15 protein-coding genes, 1 tRNA gene and 1 riboswitch are annotated in these 18277 nt (G+C 72.1%); of the genes, 8 read left to right on the top strand and 8 right to left on the bottom strand.

Going from position 1 to position 18277, the window contains the following annotated elements; all coding sequences use genetic code 11:
- Positions 1-30: 30 nt before the first annotated feature.
- Positions 31-1341, bottom strand: coding sequence for a chloride channel protein (locus tag P8T65_RS24440; protein ID WP_316731697.1), 1311 nt, complete (start codon positions 1339-1341; stop codon positions 31-33).
- Between the two features lie 204 nt (positions 1342-1545).
- Here P8T65_RS24440 and P8T65_RS47340 point away from each other — a divergent pair, with 204 nt between their 5' ends.
- The gene (locus tag P8T65_RS47340; protein WP_399099976.1) at positions 1546-1998 is read left to right on the top strand and encodes a hypothetical protein; all 453 of its coding nucleotides are present in this window, start codon (positions 1546-1548) and stop codon (positions 1996-1998) included.
- On the opposite strand, the gene P8T65_RS24450 is transcribed toward P8T65_RS47340, so the two are convergent.
- Positions 1980-2053, bottom strand: a tRNA-Met gene (locus tag P8T65_RS24450). The two genes, P8T65_RS47340 and P8T65_RS24450, sit on opposite strands and share 19 nt — an antisense overlap.
- 97 nt (positions 2054-2150) lie before the next feature.
- Complete coding sequence (locus P8T65_RS24455; RefSeq protein ID WP_316727367.1) at positions 2151-3308, bottom strand: dihydrofolate reductase family protein; 1158 nt, start codon at positions 3306-3308, stop codon at positions 2151-2153.
- A gap of 48 nt (positions 3309-3356) precedes the next feature.
- Between P8T65_RS24455 and P8T65_RS24460 the strand changes: the two genes are divergently transcribed.
- The 5 genes from P8T65_RS24460 (at position 3357) to P8T65_RS24480 (ending at position 8474) form a co-directional block, all read left to right on the top strand.
- Complete coding sequence (locus P8T65_RS24460) at positions 3357-3899, top strand: MarR family transcriptional regulator (protein WP_316727368.1); 543 nt, start codon at positions 3357-3359, stop codon at positions 3897-3899.
- A gap of 213 nt (positions 3900-4112) precedes the next feature.
- Positions 4113-4772, top strand: coding sequence for a GTP cyclohydrolase II (ribA, locus tag P8T65_RS24465; protein ID WP_316727369.1), 660 nt, complete (start codon positions 4113-4115; stop codon positions 4770-4772).
- A 362-nt stretch (positions 4773-5134) separates the two neighbouring features.
- Positions 5135-6238, top strand: coding sequence for a PP2C family protein-serine/threonine phosphatase (locus P8T65_RS24470; protein ID WP_316731698.1), 1104 nt, complete (start codon positions 5135-5137; stop codon positions 6236-6238).
- Positions 6239-6524: 286 nt separating this feature from the next.
- Positions 6525-6687, top strand: a riboswitch (cyclic di-AMP (ydaO/yuaA leader).
- Between the two features lie 10 nt (positions 6688-6697).
- The gene (locus tag P8T65_RS24475) at positions 6698-7759 is read left to right on the top strand and encodes a M23 family metallopeptidase (RefSeq protein ID WP_316727370.1); all 1062 of its coding nucleotides are present in this window, start codon (positions 6698-6700) and stop codon (positions 7757-7759) included.
- 151 nt (positions 7760-7910) lie between these two features.
- Positions 7911-8474 (top strand): cysteine hydrolase, encoded by a 564-nt coding sequence (locus P8T65_RS24480; protein ID WP_316727372.1) that lies wholly within the window; start codon positions 7911-7913, stop codon positions 8472-8474.
- Positions 8475-8483: 9 nt separating this feature from the next.
- Here the strand turns inward: P8T65_RS24480 and P8T65_RS24485 are convergent, their stop codons facing one another.
- Positions 8484-8639: a hypothetical protein gene (locus P8T65_RS24485; RefSeq protein ID WP_316727373.1), complete on the bottom strand. Its 156-nt coding sequence runs from the start codon at positions 8637-8639 to the stop codon at positions 8484-8486.
- Positions 8640-8644: 5 nt separating this feature from the next.
- On the opposite strand from P8T65_RS24485, the gene P8T65_RS24490 reads away from it, so the two are divergent.
- Positions 8645-9589 carry an aldo/keto reductase gene (locus tag P8T65_RS24490; RefSeq protein WP_316727375.1) on the top strand — a complete coding sequence of 315 codons (945 nt, stop codon included), beginning with the start codon at positions 8645-8647 and terminating at the stop codon, positions 9587-9589.
- Positions 9590-9857: 268 nt separating this feature from the next.
- On the opposite strand, the gene P8T65_RS24495 is transcribed toward P8T65_RS24490, so the two are convergent.
- The 4 genes from P8T65_RS24495 to P8T65_RS24510 all read right to left on the bottom strand — a co-directional run bounded on the left by P8T65_RS24495 (position 9858) and on the right by P8T65_RS24510 (position 15478).
- The gene (locus tag P8T65_RS24495; RefSeq protein WP_316727377.1) at positions 9858-11207 is read right to left on the bottom strand and encodes a PrsW family intramembrane metalloprotease; all 1350 of its coding nucleotides are present in this window, start codon (positions 11205-11207) and stop codon (positions 9858-9860) included.
- A 77-nt stretch (positions 11208-11284) separates the two neighbouring features.
- A complete protein-coding gene (trmB, locus tag P8T65_RS24500; RefSeq protein WP_316727379.1) occupies positions 11285-12160 on the bottom strand; it encodes a tRNA (guanosine(46)-N7)-methyltransferase TrmB in 876 nt (291 codons plus the stop codon).
- A 462-nt stretch (positions 12161-12622) separates the two neighbouring features.
- A complete protein-coding gene (gene lhgO / locus P8T65_RS24505) occupies positions 12623-13834 on the bottom strand; it encodes an L-2-hydroxyglutarate oxidase (RefSeq protein ID WP_316727381.1) in 1212 nt (403 codons plus the stop codon).
- A gap of 219 nt (positions 13835-14053) precedes the next feature.
- Positions 14054-15478, bottom strand: coding sequence for an MFS transporter (locus P8T65_RS24510; protein WP_184892229.1), 1425 nt, complete (start codon positions 15476-15478; stop codon positions 14054-14056).
- A gap of 714 nt (positions 15479-16192) precedes the next feature.
- On the opposite strand from P8T65_RS24510, the gene P8T65_RS24515 reads away from it, so the two are divergent.
- Positions 16193-18277, top strand: coding sequence for an asparagine synthase-related protein (locus tag P8T65_RS24515; RefSeq protein ID WP_316727383.1), 2085 nt, complete (start codon positions 16193-16195; stop codon positions 18275-18277).

Raw genomic sequence — 18277 nt, forward strand, 5'->3', positions numbered from 1 at the left:
CGGCACAGCCGCCGCTTCCTCGTATCGCGTTCATGCCTGTTCCCGCCCCGGTGCCGGAGTCGACGATGCCGTTGCCGGATCGGACATGGGCGTCAGCCTCGCCGTAGTGACGTACGAGACCACCACCGCCACGATCACCAGCGGCATGACCGTGATCCCCTGGGACCCGATCAGCAGCGTGGCCAACAGGACGGAGACCAGCGGGAGTCGCAGCATCGCGGCGCTCATCGCCCCGATCCCCATCGCGAACCCCGCGACCAGGCTCAGCCCCGGCAGATGGGAGCAGAGGATGCCACCCGCAGCCCCCACGAACATCGCGGGGAAGATCGGGCCTCCCCTGAAAGCGCTGAGCGACGCGCAATAGGCGAGGCCCTTGCACAGCACCAGCAGCGCCAGCGCGCCCACCGAGTACGCGGCGCTGTCGGCAAGGAAGGGGCCCAGCGCCGTCTGCCCCGAATACAGCACGTCGGTCGCCTGTTTGCCGGTGCTCTCCGCGTAGCCGATCGCCAGCCCCGCCACGACCAGGCCGATGACGACCGAGGCCACCACCCGTCGCCGCTCGACGCGCGTCCTGAGCCGGACGGCGAGCCATCGGATGCCCGCACCCACGAGCGCGGCCGACAACCCGATGACCAGGGCCCAGCCCAACTCCGCCGCTGTCGGGCGGGTCGCTTCGGGTACGCCGTTCAGGGCCAGTGAGTAGGTGCCCAGCCCGCTCCAGGAGCCCAGCCCGACGAAGACGAGCGCGCCGACGCCGGCGGCCAGCAGGCCGGGCACCAGGACCGTCGTCATCATCACGCCACCCAGCCCCGAGGCCTCCATCAGGAGGAACGCCCCGAGCAGAGGCGACCCCAGCAGCGAGCTGACGGCCGCGAAACTCCCCGCCGCACCCAGCACCGCGCTCATCTGCTCCGGCGGATCGTGTCTGACCAGCCGTACGGCACCGGCGGCGAGCCCGCTGCCGAGCGCCAGGAGGGGGGCCTCGGGCCCGAGGACGGCGGCGAAGCAGAGCGTCGCCAGGGCGGCGAGGAAGATGCCGGGCAACTCGACGGGCGGGGGCGGGCCGGCGGGCTGAAAGCCGGCGGTCGGTTCATGCCCGCCGTGCCCCGGCAGGTATCGGACCGTCAGCCCCACCAGCAGTCCGCCGACGGCGAGCAGCGGCAACGGCCACCACAGCGGCGTGCCGTCGAACCCGAGCGTCTCCGGCAGATCCCGGTAGATCAACGGCTGGACCTCACCGACCAGTGCGAGAAATCCGAACGCCGCCACGGACACGGGTACGCCGATCACGGCGGCCATCGCCAGAAGCACCAGGTAAGCACGGCTCCGCAGAAGCGCCATCGGATCCGGCGGCTTCACGGCCCCGGCCCCGGTCGGGTCGACCGGCACGCGCTCCACCTCCTCGCATTCGCGATCCGCGTAACGCGGAGCTGCGCACCGAGCCCGCCGCGCTTGGCGTGGTTCCGAGCGTGGCACGCCGTTCTCAGCCCGGCATTTCGATGACGGTCGTCGTCACGCTCAGGTGTGAACGACGGCTACTGTCCGGTGGCTGATTTTCCTCAGCCGCATCACGTCCCGGTCGGCGGGGGCAAGCGCGCCCGTGTCCTGGAGCACCTCGGCTACGTACCGGCGATCGTGTTCGAGAAGCGCTGCCGCAGCCACGCGTTCGAGGCGTACGGGCGGCCGATGCTCGCGACCCTCGTCCGGGTCCCCGAGTTGGACGGGACGTTTCTGGAGGTCGAGACCCTGGTGGAGGAGGAGGCCGAGGTCGGCGCGGCCCTCGACGACATTCGCGCGGTGTTGGAGGAGCTGGGTGTCTCCCCCGAGGAACTCACGCGCGAGCTCTACACGGACGCGGTGGCGGCGGCCCGCCGTACCGCCGAACCCGGGACCGGGACCAACACCGGTTCCGGTCCCGGGTTCGGGACAAGCACCTGGGGCCCGGAATCCTTGTCGGATTCCGGGCCCCAGGCCTTCAGTAGCGGGGACAGGATTTGAACCTGCGACCTCTGGGTTATGAGCCCAGCGAGCTACCGAGCTGCTCCACCCCGCGTCGTTGAGACCAGTGTACGCCATCCGGCGGACCCCGAGCACACGGGTTAAATCACCAGGCCATGCAGGCCGTGCACGCCGCACGGCCCCGGCTTCGCTCAGCCCAGCAGATGCCCGTTCGGTGCCTTCGCCCGCTCCTCGTACTCCGGCACCACGACCACCTCGGCACCCTCCGCCGACAGCACCGCGTTGCCCGCGGCCGCGTCCTCGACGAACGTGTCAGGCTCGCGCCAGGCCGTGACGACGCGGCGTACACCCGCGTCGAGGACCAGCCGGGCGCAGGGCGCGGGCCGGGAGGCGCGGCGGGCGCACGGTTCGAGGCTGCTGTAGACCGTGGCTGTGGCGAGGCGCGGGTCAGCGGGGTCGAGCTTGGCGAGGGCGGCCTCCTCGGCGTGGACCACGGGGTCGTCACCCTCGCGGGAGTGGCCGCGGGCCAGTTCCGTACCGTCGGCCGCGACCACGACCGCCCCCACGCTGAACGCGGTCCGCGAGGGCGGGCACGCGGCGGCCAGGGTGCAGGCGAGGTCGAGCCAGTGCCGGTCTGCGGGGGAGACGGCCGGGCCGGTGCCGGGGACGGTGGGGGCGTAGCGGATGAGGACGACGTCGCCGACGGGCCGGGTCTCCAGCAGTCGCAGCCTGCTCTTCGGCCCTCCGGGGTAGGGGCCCGTCCCGAACAGCCGGGGCGCGTCCGCCTCCCCCACGAAGAGCGGTGCGACGGCCAGCTGCACCTCGTCCGCGAGCCCCTGCTGCAGGAGCTGGGTGTGGACCCGGCCGCCGCCCTCCACCATGAGGCGGCGCACACCGCGTACGTCTCCGAGGTGGTCGAGGACGGCCGTCCACTCCAGCTCGAGGCCGACGGAGACCACGGCCACGCCGTTCGGCCCCGTCGGCAGGCCCAGCCCGTGCAGCCGTGCCGCGCCCTTGTCGGTCGTGTACACGGCCTTCTCGCCGCCGGTGTGCCAGAACTGGGCCGCCGGATCGAGTTCGCCGGAGGCGCTGACCGTGACCTTCAACGGGTACTCGGGGAGCCCCGCGGCGATCCGGGCCGCGCGTCGCTCGGGGGAGTTGACCAGCAGCCGGGGGTTGTCGGTGCGCAGGGTGCCGGCCCCGATCAGGATGGCGTCGCTGGCCGCGCGCACCTCGTCGACCCGGTCGAAGTCGGCCGGGCCGGAGAGCAGCAGCCGCTCGGGTCCGGTGTCGTCCAGGAAGCCGTCGAGGGAGACGGCGGCGGACAACAGGACGTAGGGCTGGGGCATGGACGCGCTCCCTTGGTTCAAGTTTTAAACAATAACTACACTGTACGTATGACGACCCGCTGGCTCACCCCCGACGAACAGCGTGCCTGGCGCGCCTACGTCGCCGCGAGTTCCCTCCTGGAGGACGCGCTCGATCGGCAGCTCCAGCAGGAGGCCGGCCTGCCGCACCTCTACTACTCGGTGCTGGCCGCCCTCTCCGAGGCGCCGGAGCGCCGGATGCGGATGACCGAGCTCGCCGAGCGGCTGAAGATCACGCGCAGCCGGCTGACGTACGTCGTGACCAGGCTGGAGAAGGACGGCGTGGTGCGGCGCGAGGACTGTCCGCGGGACAAGCGCGGCAGTGTCGCCGTGCTCACCGACGAGGGCATGACCCTGCTGGAGCGCACGGCGCCGGGCCATGTCGAGACCGTGCGGCGTGCCGTCTTCGACCATCTCAGCCCCGAGCAGATCGGCCAGTTCGAGGAGATCTGCGCGGCCATCGCGACGGCGATCCAGGGCGGGGATCCCCGGACGGCCCCCGGCTCGGACGACCTCCCCTGGCGCCGCCGCGCCTGCCCGTCGGGCCAGCAGGACGAGGGCAATCGCGTGTGACGGCCGAGCGATGGCGGGTGACGGCCGAGGGGATCGCGTGTCCCGGTCGGGCAGGGCCTCGCGTGTGACGGCCGAGCTGGGCCTCGCGTGACGGGAATGTGACGTATCCCCAATCCTGTTGCTTGAAATTTGAAGCACGGGTTAGAGTCGCTGCGAGCGCTGTGCTTCAAAACTGAAGCACAGTGACGCCCGCACCAGGACCGGAGAACCCGCATGCCCGACTTTCCCGCTGCCACCCCGCGTGCCCGCGTCCGGGTACCGTTGCGCTTCCACGACGGCTACGGCGTCGACGCCGAACTGGTCACCTTCCACGACCTCGTCGACGGCCGGGAGCACCTGGCGATCGTCCTCGGCGACCCCGCCCCCGGCACGGCCCCGCTGGTCCGGCTGCACTCCGAGTGCCTGACCGGTGACGTGTTCGGCTCGGCCCGCTGCGACTGCGGTCCGCAGCTGCGCGAGGCGGTGGAGCGGATCGCCGACCGCGGCGGCGTCCTCCTCTACCTCCGCCAGGAGGGCCGGGGCATCGGCCTCTACAACAAGCTGGACGCATACGCCCTCCAGGACCAGGGCCTCGACACCTACGAGGCGAACGCGGCGCTCGGGCTGCCGGAGGACGCCCGTGACTACACGGCGGCGGCCCAGATGCTGGGCGCCCTCGGTATCGACGAGCTGGACCTGCTCTCCAACAACCCCGACAAGGCGCAGCAGCTGCGCGGCCTCGGCGTGGCCGTGCGCGACCGCGTGCCCACGGGCGTCTTCACCACCGCCCACAACGTCCGCTACCTGCGCGCCAAGGTCCTCCAGACCCAGCACACCCTCCCCCTCCACGAGCTGACGGGCGCGACGGGACTGACCGGCCTCTCGACGGGCTGAGCCCCGCCCGGCTTCCCGATGGCCTCAACCCGTCCGCCCTCCGCGTCCCTCCCCCCGTCTCTCCGCTAGGCCCTGTCGTCACATTCCCGCCTGCCCCGCGACGCCATGCTCGCGCTCTCGACGCACCGGGCACCGACCCGAGTACGCCCGGTACGCGAGTCGGTGCCCGGCACGCCGAGAGCACGCTCCCCCGGTCTCGGCTGTGCTCGACCGGGAGGTACCCCCACGACGCCGCCAGGCCGCCCTTCGGGCGACGACGGGAATGTGACGACAGGGCCTAGCCCACTCGGCCCCGTCGGCTCGCCCCACCGCCCACCCCCGGAAACCCTGTATCCGTGGGGCAGCGAGAGGGTACGGAGGTCATGCGGGAGCCGGGTGGGCGGCGGTTCTCGTACGCCCGCAGGCTCGCCTGCGTCCTTCCCGTGCTGCTGATCGCCGTCGGACTCTTCTACGACCACTTCACCCCGCGCGAGTTCACCGCGGTCCCCTTCTTCATCGCCGCGCCCCTGGTGGCGGCCCCGCTCTTCTCGTTGCTCGGCACGGTGGTCATCGGCGCCGCGTCGGGGGTCGGCATCACCGGCGTCCGCCTCTACTACGACGACGCAGGCCATGAGGACGCGATCACCGAGATCGCCACGGTGGCCACCGCCGCCGTACTGGCCGTACTGATCAACCGCCTCGTCCGCCGCAGCGACGCCCGGCTCGCCACCGCCCGGGAGATCGCCGAGGCGGCGCAGCGGGCCGTGCTCCCGGTGCCGCAGGAGCGGATCGGCGGGCTGGAGATCGCCGCGCGGTACGAGGCCGCGCAGGCCGGGGCGTCGATCGGCGGCGATCTGTACGCGGTGCAGGACTCGCCCCACGGCGTACGGCTCATCGTCGGCGACGTACGCGGCAAGGGGCTGGGAGCGGTGTCGGCGGTGGCGGTGCTGATCGGGGCGTTCCGGGAGGCGGCCGAGCAGGAGGCGACGCTCGAAGCGGTGGCCCAGCGGCTGGAACGGGCGCTGGCCCGGGAGGGGACGCGGCGGGAGGCGGCGCGGAGTGACGGGGCGGTGGAGTACGAGGGGTTCGTGACGGCCGTGCTCGCGGAGTTCCCGCACGGCGCGGGCCGCGCCCGGATCGTCAACCGGGGCCACCCCTCGCCCCTGCTGCTGCATGCCGACGGCACGTTGTGCACCCTGGACGCCCCGCAGCCCGCGCTGCCGCTCGGCATGGACGACCTGGGCACCTGGCCCGACCGCGCGGAGGAGACCCGGTTCCCGTCCGGCGCCACGCTGCTCTTCTACACCGACGGCCTGTCCGAGGCGCGCGACGCGCACGGTGTCTTCTACGACCCGGCCGTGCGCCTCTCGGGCCGTGGGTTCACCGCCCCGGGCGCCCTGCTGACGACGCTCGCGGAGGAGGTGCGGCGGCACACGGGCGACCGCACGACGGACGACATGGCCCTCTTGGCCGTCCGCCGCCCGTGAAGTATGGCCGTCGGGCGTTCGTGAAGTGTGGCCGTCCCACGTCCGCGAGGTGGAGATGTCACCGAGCGTGTCCGCCCCGCCGTTCTCCGTATAAAAACTGACGCCACGTCAGGTCAACTGTTACTCGCGAGTAAAGGTCAACTCGCCCGTTTTCAGACCCTCATGACCCGTAAAGTCCCGCGCGAAAAACGGAACGATCATTCAGAACAGCTTGGAATGGAGTGCTCGCGTCTATTAACGTTCGATAACGCAGCGCGGTCGTCCCAGCCGTCACAAGAGACGGCTCCGTGCTCACGCGCCGAATCCCGCAAGGGAACCGGGGAACCACCAACCCTGGGGTGAATCGCACGGAAACCGCCGTGGCATTACGCACGACCGGTTTACGCGCGTAGGAGACCTTCCTGCTCCGAACCCGTCAGCTAACCCGGTAGGCGAGAAGGAAGGAAGGAGTACGCCCACGTGGCGTCGAACCGGTCCGCGACCGAAGCCCCGTTCGTGCCGGCCCAACGTGACGGCGAGAGCCAGACGTTCGGCTACGGCAGCTACAACAGCGACAACGAGGGCCCCTGGCAGGAGTGGAACCCCAGCGAGGATTCCCTTCGCCCCGTTCGCGGTCGGCACCGCGTGGCCAAGAAGAGCGGCGTACTCGCCCGTAACGGTCTCGCCCGCAGCTCCACGGTCCTCGGCGTCGGTGTCATAGCCGCCGTCAGCGGTGCCGGGATGGCGAGCGCACAGTCCGGCAAGGCCCCCGTCTCCATATCGATACCCGACCTGCCGAACGTCGGCTCGGTCTTCGAGGACGAGGCCGACGAGCCGGAGCCCCAGGGTTCCACCTCCCCCCTCAGCAACGCGGGGCTGATCGCCGCCGACACCGAGCAGGGCACCGCGGACGCCGGTGAGGCGCTGCGCGCCCGCATCATGGCGCAGGCCGAGTCCCAGCAGGACGCCTTCGACAAGGCCGCCGCCGAGGCCGCGCAGACCGCCGCCGCGGAGCAGGCCGCCGAGCAGGCCGCCAAGGAGAAGAAGGAAGCCGAGGCCAAGGAGGCCGCCGCCAAGAAGAAGGCGGAGGAGGAGGCCGCGGCGAAGAAGGAAGCCGAGCGTCTCGCCGCCCTGGCCAAGCAGTTCACGCTTCCCACCTCCTCGTACACCCTCACCTCCAGCTTCGGTCAGGCCGGCCCGTACTGGTCCTCCGGCTACCACACCGGCCTCGACTTCGCGGCCCCCACCGGCACCCTGATCAAGGCCGTAGGCAGCGGCACCATCACGCAGGCCGGCTACGAGGGCTCCTACGGCTACAAGACCGTCCTCACCCTCGATGACGGCACCGAGATCTGGTACGCCCACCAGTCCTCCATCGGCGTGAGCGTCGGCCAGAAGGTCGCCACCGGCGACGTCATCGGCCGCGTCGGCGCCACCGGCAACGTCACGGGCGCCCACCTCCACATGGAGGTCCACCCCGGTGGCTCCACCACCGGCATCGACCCGGCGGCCTGGCTCCGCAGCAAGGGCCTCAACCCGTAACGGCCGGCATCACACCCGAAGCAACGACGCCGCGTACGCCCCTGGGCCTACGCGGCGTTCGTCTTGTCCCCTGCGACGCCCTGGACCTCCCCGGACCCCGGCCCTCTCGGCTCCCCGGAGAACTCCCCTGTAGACAGAAGGGCCGGCAGACATGGCGAAGAGCGCACTTCTCGTGATGGACGTCCAACGCGACGTCGTGGCCATCGCGGACGACGGGTCCGGATATCTGCCGCGCCTGCGCAGGGCGATCGACGGAGCCCGGGCCGCCGAGATCCCCGTGATCTACGTCGTGATGGGGTTACGGCCGGGCGCGCCGGAGATCAGCCCGCGCAACAAGGCGATGGCGAACGTGGTGCGGGCCGGCCTGTTCACCGAGGGCGAGCCCGGCACCCAGATCCATGACGAGGTCGTGCCCCGTCCGGGCGAGGTCGTGGTCACCAAGAGAAGGGGGAGCGCGTTCTCGGGCAGCGACCTCGACCTGGTGCTCAGGGCGCGCGACATCGACAGCCTCGTCCTCACCGGCATCGCCACCAGCGCCGTGGTGCTGTCCACCCTGTGGCGCGCCATCGACCTGGACTTCGGCGTCACCGTTCTGGCGGACGGCTGCCTCGACACCGATCCCGAGGTCCACACGATGCTCACCGAGAAACTGTTCCCGCAGTGGGCCGAAGTCCTGACGGTCGAGGACTGGCTCACGGCCATCGCATCGCGCTAGGCCCTGTCGTCACATTCCGGGGCCGCCCTTCGGGTGACGACGGGAATGTGACGACAGGGCCTCGTACACGTCGTCCCGCCCCGCCCCGCCCTGCCCTGCCCTGCCCTGCGCGGCGTCGGCGTCGATCTCGATGGGAATGTGGGCGTCCGGTCCGCTCGTTGACATCGGACATGACTTCTCTTCGCAAGCTGGGCGCATCCGACATCGAGGTCTTCCCGCTCGCCCTCGGTGGCAACGTCTTCGGCTGGACCGCGGACGAGGCGCGGTCCTTCGCCGTCCTCGACGCGTACGCGGCCGCGGGCGGCAACTTCGTCGACACCGCCGACTCCTACTCGGCCTGGGTCGAGGGCAACGAGGGCGGTGAGTCCGAGCGGATCATCGGCAAGTGGGTCAAGAGTCGCGGCAACCGTGACAACGTGGTCATCGCGACCAAGGTGAGCCAGCACCCCGAGTACCAGGGCCTGACGGCGGCCAACATCAAGGCCGCCGCCGACGCGTCCCTGGCCCGCCTCGGCACGGACCACATCGACCTCTACTACACCCACTTCGACCAGCCCGAGGTCCCCGTCGAGGAGATCATCACCGCCCTCGACGACCTGGTGAAGGCCGGCAAGGTCCGCGCGATAGCCGCGTCCAACATCACCCCCGATCGACTGAAGGCCTCCCTGGACTTCTCGGCCGCCGAGGGCCTGGCGCGCTACGTGGCGCTGCAGCCCCACTACAACCTGGTCTCCCGGGACACCTACGAGGGCGCCCTCCAGTCCGTCGCCGTCGACTCAGGCCTCTCCGCCGTCCCGTACTTCGCCCTCGCCATGGGCTTCCTCACGGGCAAGTACCGCCCCGGCGCGACGGTCGACAGCCCCCGGGCGGCAGGCGCCGGCGCCTATCTCGACACCCCGGCCGGCCCGCGCGTCCTCGCAGCCCTGGACGACATCGCCACGTCCCGAGGCGCAGCCCACGCCACGGTGGCCCTGGCCTGGCTGGCCGCCCAGCCGACCGTCACGGCCCCCATCGCCTCCGCCCGCTCCCTGGACCAACTCCCCGCCCTCCTGGCCGTAGCGGACCACACCCTCACCCCCGAAGAACTGAACCACCTGACGGAGGCTTCGGCGTAGTCCTGGTACTCCTGGTAGTCCTCACAGTCCAGGTACGCCAACGGGCGGCGCGATGGGCTGCCCGGAAGTGACTTGGGGCCTTGGCGGGGGAGGAGGAAGCGGGTCGTAGGCGGGCGAAGGCAGAGCCGAGGGACGGAGCGGGAGGCGCGGTCGGGGCGCCGGCAGGTCGGGAGCGGTTCTGTTCCCCGACATCGGGGGCCGCACATGGAGACGCGCGCCCCGGACGAAACGGCCCCGACCCCGCGCCGACGGCTCGCGAAGCAACTCGCTAGTACCGATAGGGGTTGTACGCGGGGTACGCCGCCACCCCATATGCCCCATACACCCCACACCCCACAGGCTGCCCGTACGCCCCGCATTCATGGCCGTACCCGTGCCCGTAGCCGTATCCGTACTTCGCCCCCACCTCCCGCCCCGCATACCCCATGGCCGACCGGGCCAACTCCCGCCTGCGCCACAGCTCGAACAGCAACTCCCGCTCCCGCAGCGCGAAGTCACCCCCGGCCCGCCCCCGCAACCCCCGATACCGATGGAAGGCCAGCTTCGTCGCGTAGACCTCGTACTCCGCGATCGACCGAGCGCCCGCCTTCCCGAAGTGGTGCGCCGCATACTCCCGCGCCACCCGCCGCCCCCGCATCGACCCCAGCACATACGGCTCGACAGGCGTCAGCCACCCCGCGCCCGCATACGCCGGCAACGCCTCCCGCACGGTCCGCAACTCCCGCTGCCGGGCCCAGATCACCCACCACGTCAGCAGCCCGAACGCCGGCACCATGAACCCGGCGTACACGGCGAAGAACCCGTACTCCCCGAACGTCGCCGACCCGTTCCAGACCGAGTGCATCCCGATGGCGAGCAGCAGCCCGCCCGCCGGTACGAGCACCCGCCGCACCCGCTGCCACTCCGCGGAGAACGCCGCCACCCCGAACCCGATCCCCGTCAGCACGGTGAACAGGGGATGCGCGAACGGCGACATGATCACCCGCACGAAGAACGTGGCCGCGGTGACCGACGCGAGACCGCTCCCCCCGCTGAGCTGGTCCGTCCCGAACGCGGTCCCCAGGTACAGGATGTTCTCGGTGAAGGCGAACCCCGTCGCGGTGAAGCCCGCGATCACCACCCCGTTAACGACCCCGGTGAAGTCCCGTCTCCTGAACAGGAACACGAGTAAGACGGCGGCGGCCTTGGCGGTCTCCTCGACCACGGGGGCTATGACGGTGGCGCCCAGGGTGTCGGCGTGCGAGGGATCGGCCGTGGCCGTCGCTATCCACCGCGTCGCGAAGCTGTTCGCCACGATGGCTATCAGCGCCGCCGCGCACGCCCCCCAGGCGAACGCGAACACCAGGTTCCGCCATGGCCCGGGCTCCACCCGGTCCAGCCACCGGAACGCCGCCATCAGCAGAGGTACGGGCAGCACTGCGAGCCCGAGTCCGACGAGGAACCCCTCCGTGCCGGTCTGTTCCCGGACGAGCGCGAGGATGACGAGCCCGGAGACCGCGAGCAGTGCTATCAGCGCCCCGTATCTGACGCTCTTCCGCTGCCACCAGCGAGTGGGCCTGAACGCATACCCATCGGTGGAGCCGCTGGGGTGCGTCGGGTCGGGGGAACTGGTGGCCATTGCATTGACCCTAACGAGGGACGGGCGCCGCCCGCGACGGCGCGTGGTACGCCCCGCCGGGCGGTGAAGGCAAGTCGTCAGGCGCCTGTGGGGGGCAGTTCGGACTGCTGCTTCTGCTCCTGGTCCTGCTTCCGCTTCGGATTCCGCTCCTGCTCACGCTGCTGTACGCGGCGGAAGAGCAGATCGTTCACCACATGACCCTTGTCCAGTCCCTGCCCCTCGAAACGGGTGAGCGGGCGGAAGCCGGGACGTGGCGCGAACCCGCCGTCCGCCCGGGTGTTCTCGAAATCGGGGTGGGCGGTGAGCACTTCCAGCATCTGCTCGGCGTACGGCTCCCAGTCCGTCGCGCAGTGCACGATCGCCCCCGGCCTGAGCCGGGACGCGACGAGGGTGAGGAATTCCGGTTGGATGAGGCGCCGCTTGTGGTGTCGCTTCTTGGGCCAGGGGTCGGGGAAGTAGACCCGCAGCCCGTCGAGCGAGTCCGGTGGGAGCATCTCGCGCAGCAGGATGATCGCGTCGCCGTTGGCGACCCGGACGTTGGACAGACCATCCTGGTCCGCGAGGTTCAGCAGGTTGCCCTGGCCCGGCGTGTGCACGTCCACGGCGAGGACATTGGTCTCGGGGTCGGCGGCGGCCATCTGCGCGGTCGCCTCGCCCATGCCGAAGCCGATCTCCAGGACAACGGGCCGGTCGTTCCCGAACAGCTCGACGAGATCCAGGGACCGTCCGTCGATGTCGAGCCCCCACTTGGGCCACAGCCGCTGCAGGGCGTCCGCCTGCCCGGCGGTGACCCGGCTCCGCCGCGGCTGGAAACTCCGGATCCGCCGCTCGAAGTGCGACCCGGCGGGATCCGCCTTGGGTCCGTCGGGGAAACGGGGCGCCCCCTTGGCGCGGGTATGCGGAAGGGAGGCACCGGTGGTGCGAGGCTCGGGAGAATCGACGGAGTCAGACACAGTGCCCCAATTTTACGGTGCCGAGCAGCCCCCGGACGCGCCCGGTGCCCCACGGCCGAGACCGAAGGGGCAGCACCGCTGAAGGACGGGACGGCTAAAGGCCGACGGTGATCCGTCAGGACGGGCGGCGTGATCCGTGAGGACGGGCGAGGGCGATCTGTCGGGACGGGTGGCGGCGGATCTGTCGGGACGGGTGGCGGTGATCTGTCAGGGCGGGTGGCGGCGGATCTGTCAGGGCGGGTGGCGGTGATCTGTCAGGACGGGCGGCGGCGGTGATTTGTCGGGACGGGGGGCGGCGGATCTGTCAGGGCGGGCGAGGGCGATCCGTCGGGACGGGCGGCGGTGATCCGTCAGGACCGGCGGCGGCGATCCCCCAGCACCTGCGGTGGCGATCCACCAAGGCGGCGAGGGCTCTCCACCAGGACCGGCGAGGCCATCCACAAACCCGGCGAAGGCACCCCCTCACACCCGAGCCAACGCCTCCAGCGCTCTCCTGCCCACCTCGCGCCCGATCGGCAGTGAAGCCGTGGCCGCCGGTGACGGCGCGTTCAGTACGTGGACCGCCCGTGCTCCCTCCCGGATCAGGAAGTCGTCCACCAGCGTTCCGTCCCGCAGCACGGCCTGGGCCCGTACCCCGGCCGCGGCCGGCACGAGATCCCCCTCCGAGACCCCGGGCAGCAGCCGCCGCACCGCCCCGGTGAACGCCTTCTTCGACACCGACCGCCGAAGCTCCCCCGCTCCGTACCGCCAGTGCCGCCGCGCTATCCGCCAGGAGCCGGGCCACGCCAGCGTCGCCGCCAGCTCTCGCGGCCGTACGGTCCCCCATTCGTACCCCTCACGGGCCAGCGCGGGCACGGCGTTGGGCCCGATGTGGACGCCCCCGTCGATCCCCCGGGTCAGATGCACCCCGAGGAACGGGAACGCGGGGTCGGGCACCGGATACACGAGTCCGCGCACCAGCTCGGGCCGCGCCAGCTCGTAGTACTCCCCCCGGAACGGCACGATCCGCATCCCGGGGTCGTCCCCGGTCAGCCGGGCCACCTCGTCGCAGTGCAGCCCGGCGCAGTTCACCAGCATCCGCCCCCGTACGACGTCGCCGCCCCGCACCCGTACGGCGACGCCCAGGGACGCCCGCCGGTCGATCCGCTCGACCTCGGCGCCGTAGCGGATCTCGGCGCCGGAAGCACGGGAGAGCTGCCGGGCGACGCCCACGAAGTCACAGATCCCGGTGGTGCCGACGTGTATGGCCGCGAGACCGCGCACCTCCGGCTCGTACTCGGAGATCTGCGCGGCGCCCAGCTCCCGCACCGGAATCCCGTTCTCCCGGCCGCGCTGCACCAGGGCGTGCAGCCGGGGCAGCTCGGAGCGCTCGGTGGCGACGATCAGTTTCCCGGTGACAGCGTGGTCGATGCCGTACTCGGCGCAGAACTTCACCATCTCGGCGGCGCCCTTGACCGCGTACCGCGCCTTCAGCGAGCCCGGCCGGTAGTAGATCCCGCTGTGGATGACGCCGCTGTTCCGCCCGGTCTGGTGCCGGGCCGGTCCCGGTTCCTTCTCCAGCACGGTGACCCGCGTGCCCGGCGCCGCCCGCGTGATCGCGTACGCCGTCGACAGCCCGACGATCCCGCCGCCGACGACGAGCACATCACAGTCGTAAGCGCCCTGCCTCCGCACGCGCCCCACCTCCCGACTCCGATAGTGCACTGCACCACTGACAATGCCCTCAAACCCGGAAGACGTCTTCATGGCCTCGGTCACGTCCCCGACGCCGGGAGCCCAAGGCCGCGCCCCTGCCAAGGGGCGCGGGGAACTGCGCGACAAGCCACTAACAACCCGCAGCCGCCGACCGAGGAGCAACCCGGCAGACGCCCAGACGCCCAGACGCCCCCATCCCTACGCCGGCGTCATCAGAAGAGGCCGCGCCCTCTCCCGCAGCTCGATGACCCGCGGCTCGTCCCCGTACGGCTCCAGCCGGTGCAGCAGATCCTTCACGTACTCGGTCGTGCGCGCCGAGGAGATGCGCCCCGCGACCTCCACCGCCCGCACCCCCTGCTCGCACGCCGCATCGAGGTTGCCGGACTCCAGCTCCGCGACCGCCGAGACGACGAGCCGCAGCCCGTGCGAGCGTACGAACTCCTCCGTCGGCCGCGACAGCGCCTGCTCGGTGAAGCGGCGCACCTGACGCGGTGCCTTGAGGTCGCGGTAGCACTCGGCCGCGTCAGCGGCGAACCGGTCGTACCCGTAGAACCCGAGCCAGCTCGGGTCGTGATCGCCGTCCCGGGCCCGCTCCAGCCACCCCTCGGCGGCCTTCAGGGCCGCCCCCGCGGCTGCCGCGTCGCCCGCACGGGCGTGCGCCCGCGCCTCGACGAGCCGGAAGAAGCTCATCGTGCGCGCGGTGGCGAGCCCCCGGTTGCGTTCCAGCGCGGCCTGCGCGAGGTCGACGCCCTCGTCCCCGAAGCCCCGGTAGGTCGCCTGCAACGACATCGTCGCCAGGACGTATCCGCCGAGCGGCACGTCGGCAGCGGCCCGCGCCAGCCGCAGCGCCTGGATGTAGTACCGCTGCGCAGCCTCCTGTTGACCCGTGTCAAAGGCCATCCAACCGGCGAGGCGGGTGAGTTCGGCGGACGCTCCGAAGAGGGCGCGGCCGACTTCGTCGGAGTACGAGCCGAGCAGCAGCGGCGCCGCCTCGACCCGAAGGCACTCCGGCACCATCGACGAACGCCAGTCGCCGCCTCCGTACTTGGAGTCCCAGCGCCTGGCGTCCTCGGCGGCCTCCCGCAGCTTCTGCACATCGCTGTGGCCGACCTTCAGCGGCGACCCGGAGCCCTCCACGGAGCCCGCTTCGCGCGCCACCGAACTGTCGGCCGGGGTTATGAGCCAGCGTGACGCGGGCGTCGCGTACGCGCTCACCGCGAACGACCCGGCGAGGGACTGCCAGATGCCGCCGGTGCCCGCGCGGCGGCCGGCGAGGTCGAGGCGGTAGAGCTCCGTCGCCGCGCGCACCGCCTGTCCGACGTCACGGGGGAAGGCGAGGCCCACTTCGGGGGCGGGATCCGCGTCCGCCAGGCCGATCTCGTGCAGCGGTACCGGGCGGCCGAGCTTCTGCCCGATCGCGGCCGCGATGAGATGCGGCGCGGCACCCTGGGGGACCATGCCCTTGGAGACCCACCGCGCCACCGAGGTCTTGTCGTAGCGAAGTGTCAACCCGCGTTGAGCGCCAAGATCGTTGACGCGACGCGCGAGTCCTGCGTTGCTGATTCCCGCGAGGGCGAGAACGGCGCCGAGCTTTTCGTTCGGCCCGCGTTGCTCCCTGGACATTGAGCCACCCCTCGAACAGACGGCTGCCGCGGCGGCATAGGCGCGCGGCATTCGTAAACCCAGCGTAGTTCGCCGCATCCCAAGCGTTAAGGGGCCCAAATCCGGATGGCGGGAATGTGGTCCGTACGAAAGTGCGGACGAAGTACGGAGTGTTGTCACGTGCTCCCGCTGTGTGGCCGTGCGCCCGTCCGTGCGCTCTTCTCCGGCCACCGGGGGAGCGGTTCCATGGTCGTGCGTGGGTCGGCCCGCTGTACTGGATCCAGTGGGCTGGGGGACACCGCCGCCTACATCCCCGCGGGCGGCGGACCGGTCCGGGGGGCGAACTCCGCCTCCCGGACTGTGCGTTGACGCTGTGTCGTCATCGGGGGCGGTGCGGAGGGCGGGCCAACTTCGCCCTTCGCGGCCGATTTGGCCGAAAATCGACGGTGGTCGGCGAGGGCGAATACCGCTCCGACCACGTCTGTTGAGGGCGCGTTAGGTGTTTTGGGGGAGCGTACCGGGGGCGCATTCACGTCGTAGACCCGGGGTCCGCCTTTGTCGACCGCCCCTCCTCCAGGGCGACTTGAGGGTGTGACGGGGGAGCGCTCAAGGCTCCCCAGGGGCGCACTTGCCGGTGTGCAAGCCGTGCCGCGCGCCCTCCGAGGGGCCTCCTTCGTGGCAGCATGGGACCCGTTCGTACGGTGCACCGGTTGTCCACAGCCCGTGGAGGCGTCGATGCGGTGGTTGGTGGGATGGAGCAGTACCGCCGCTGGCGCGCCCGCCGCCGGCGCCACCGGACGCGACGGCGAGACCGTGCACCCGGTCGGCTCGCACCTGCTCTGGGGCGACCCCGACCCGCTGTGGGCCGTCGGCGACTGGCGCCCCGACGAGGTGCGGGTGGTGCAGGCCGACGCCCAGACGCGGATCGCCGTCCTCGGTATCTGTGGAGCCTCCGACGAGCAACTGCGCGTGGGCCTGTTCGCCGCCCGCGGCGGCGCCCTGCGGCATCTCACCGCCTGGCCCGGCAGCTACACCGCCGTCGTCCAGGTCGGCCGCCGGGTGACCGTCTGCGGCGACCTCGCGGGCGCGCGCCCGGTCTTCCACACCCCCTGGGCGGGCGGCACGGCGTACGCGACCGCGGCCCTGCCGCTGGCCGACCTCGTCGAGGCCAACCTCGACTTCGGTCACCTGGCCGCCCTGCTGGCCGCCCCCGACGTGCCGGACGCCCTCCAGGACTCCACGCCGTACGACGGCGTGCGCCGCATTCCTCCGGGGCACGCACTGATCCTGCGCGCCGGGGCGCGTGAGATCGCGGGCTACGAGCCCGTCGCCTCCCTCGCCGTCGCCGCCCCCTCCGCCGACCCGGCCAGCGCGGTGGACGCCGTCCGCGACGCCCTCGTGGAGTCCGTGCGGGTCCGCCTCGCCGCTCCCCGGCACGTGCCCGACGTCGATCCCGGCCCGGTCCCCGGCATGGGCCCGGCCGAGCGCCGCGCCGCCCGGGGCATGCCCGTGCCCGGCATAGGAGCCGACGTCTCCGGCGGCCCCGCCTCCGGCACCCTGGCCCTGCTCGCCGCCGGCCTGCCCGGTGCCCCCGGCACGGTCCTCGGCCACGGCACCGGCGCCGGCGAGCGCCTCCTTGCCGTCACCTTCAACGACCTGGTCACCTCCGGCCGCGAGACCGAACTGGAACGCGCGGGCACCCTGGCCGCCAACCCCCGCCTGCACCACGTCGTCGTGACCGGCGGCGAGGAGGTCCTCCCGTACGCCGACCTCGACGTCCCCCTCACCGACGAGCCGGGCCCCTCCCTGGTGACGGCCGCCCGGCACCGCGCCCGCCTGGCCTCCGGCAGCGCCGACCACTTCACCGGCTACGGCGCCCGTCAGGTCCTGGACGCCCACCCGGCCCGGTTGGCCGACCTGCTGATGGACCGCAAACGCCGCCACCTGGTCCGCCCGGTCGCCGCCCTCGCCAAGGCCGACGGCTCGGTGATGGTCCCCGCGCGCGTCTACAGCGCCGCCCGCAAGCTGTCCCGCACCCCGTACCGCTCCGGCGTCGAAGTCCTCGCCACCCGTCTGATGCAGCGCGGCTTCGAGGAGCCCGGAGGCGCGGTGGGCGCCTCCCTGGCGGCGCTCACCTGGGCCAGACCCGGGCCCGCCGCCCGCTGGCTGACCGGTGAGGCCCTGGCAGAAGTATCGATTCGCCTGGGTGCGACGACCGGCCGCCCCACCGTCGGCCCCGGCCAGCGCCCCGGCGACTTCCGTGCCCGCGCGGCCCTCGCCCGCCACGCGGCCGACCTCAGAGTTCTCGAACAGGCGGCGGAGATCCGCTCCCAGCGCCTCCACACCCCCTTCCTGGACAACCAGGTCGTCCGCGCCTGCCGCGCCCTCCCCGAGGCCCTCCGCGTCCAGCCGGGCGCCCGCGCCGCGATCCTGCGTACGGTCCTGGAGGGCGCCGGCGTCACCGACCTCCCGCCCGGTTGGGGCGCCCCGTCGCACGCGACCTCCTCCGCGGCTGCCCGCACCGGCCTGCGCATGGCCGCCGACACCTTGATCACCCTCTTCGACACCCCGCTCCTCGCCCAGGCGGGGCTGGTGGAGGCCCGGGTGGTCCGCAAGGCCCTGCGCGCCGCCGCCGAAGGCGAACCCCTCCCGCTCGACGGCCTCGCCGACCTCGTCGCCCTCGAACTCTGGCTCCGCCGCCTCCTCTCCCGCCGAGGCACCTGCTGGACCGGCACCCCGGCCAGACAGCGCGCGGTCCCGGCCGGGATCACCCCCCAGCGGGGCGCTCTGGGCGCGGGGGCGACGGCCCGCCGGGCGTAG

Source organism: Streptomyces sp. 11x1 (genome assembly GCF_032598905.1).
GTDB lineage: Bacteria > Actinomycetota > Actinomycetes > Streptomycetales > Streptomycetaceae > Streptomyces.

Coding starts and splice junctions, on each gene's coding strand:
- P8T65_RS24510 (WP_184892229.1), bottom strand. CDS start 15,478: ATGTCCAGGGAGCAACGCGGGCCGAACGAAAAGCTCGGCGCCGTTCTC.
- P8T65_RS24455 (WP_316727367.1), bottom strand. CDS start 3,308: ATGCCCCAGCCCTACGTCCTGTTGTCCGCCGCCGTCTCCCTCGACGGC.
- P8T65_RS24515 (WP_316727383.1), top strand. CDS start 16,193: ATGCGGTGGTTGGTGGGATGGAGCAGTACCGCCGCTGGCGCGCCCGCC.
- P8T65_RS24485 (WP_316727373.1), bottom strand. CDS start 8,639: ATGTCAACGAGCGGACCGGACGCCCACATTCCCATCGAGATCGACGCC.
- P8T65_RS24480 (WP_316727372.1), top strand. CDS start 7,911: ATGGCGAAGAGCGCACTTCTCGTGATGGACGTCCAACGCGACGTCGTG.
- P8T65_RS24470 (WP_316731698.1), top strand. CDS start 5,135: ATGCGGGAGCCGGGTGGGCGGCGGTTCTCGTACGCCCGCAGGCTCGCC.
- P8T65_RS24460 (WP_316727368.1), top strand. CDS start 3,357: ATGACGACCCGCTGGCTCACCCCCGACGAACAGCGTGCCTGGCGCGCC.
- P8T65_RS24490 (WP_316727375.1), top strand. CDS start 8,645: ATGACTTCTCTTCGCAAGCTGGGCGCATCCGACATCGAGGTCTTCCCG.
- P8T65_RS24440 (WP_316731697.1), bottom strand. CDS start 1,341: ATGGCGCTTCTGCGGAGCCGTGCTTACCTGGTGCTTCTGGCGATGGCC.
- ribA (WP_316727369.1), top strand. CDS start 4,113: ATGCCCGACTTTCCCGCTGCCACCCCGCGTGCCCGCGTCCGGGTACCG.
- P8T65_RS24495 (WP_316727377.1), bottom strand. CDS start 11,207: ATGGCCACCAGTTCCCCCGACCCGACGCACCCCAGCGGCTCCACCGAT.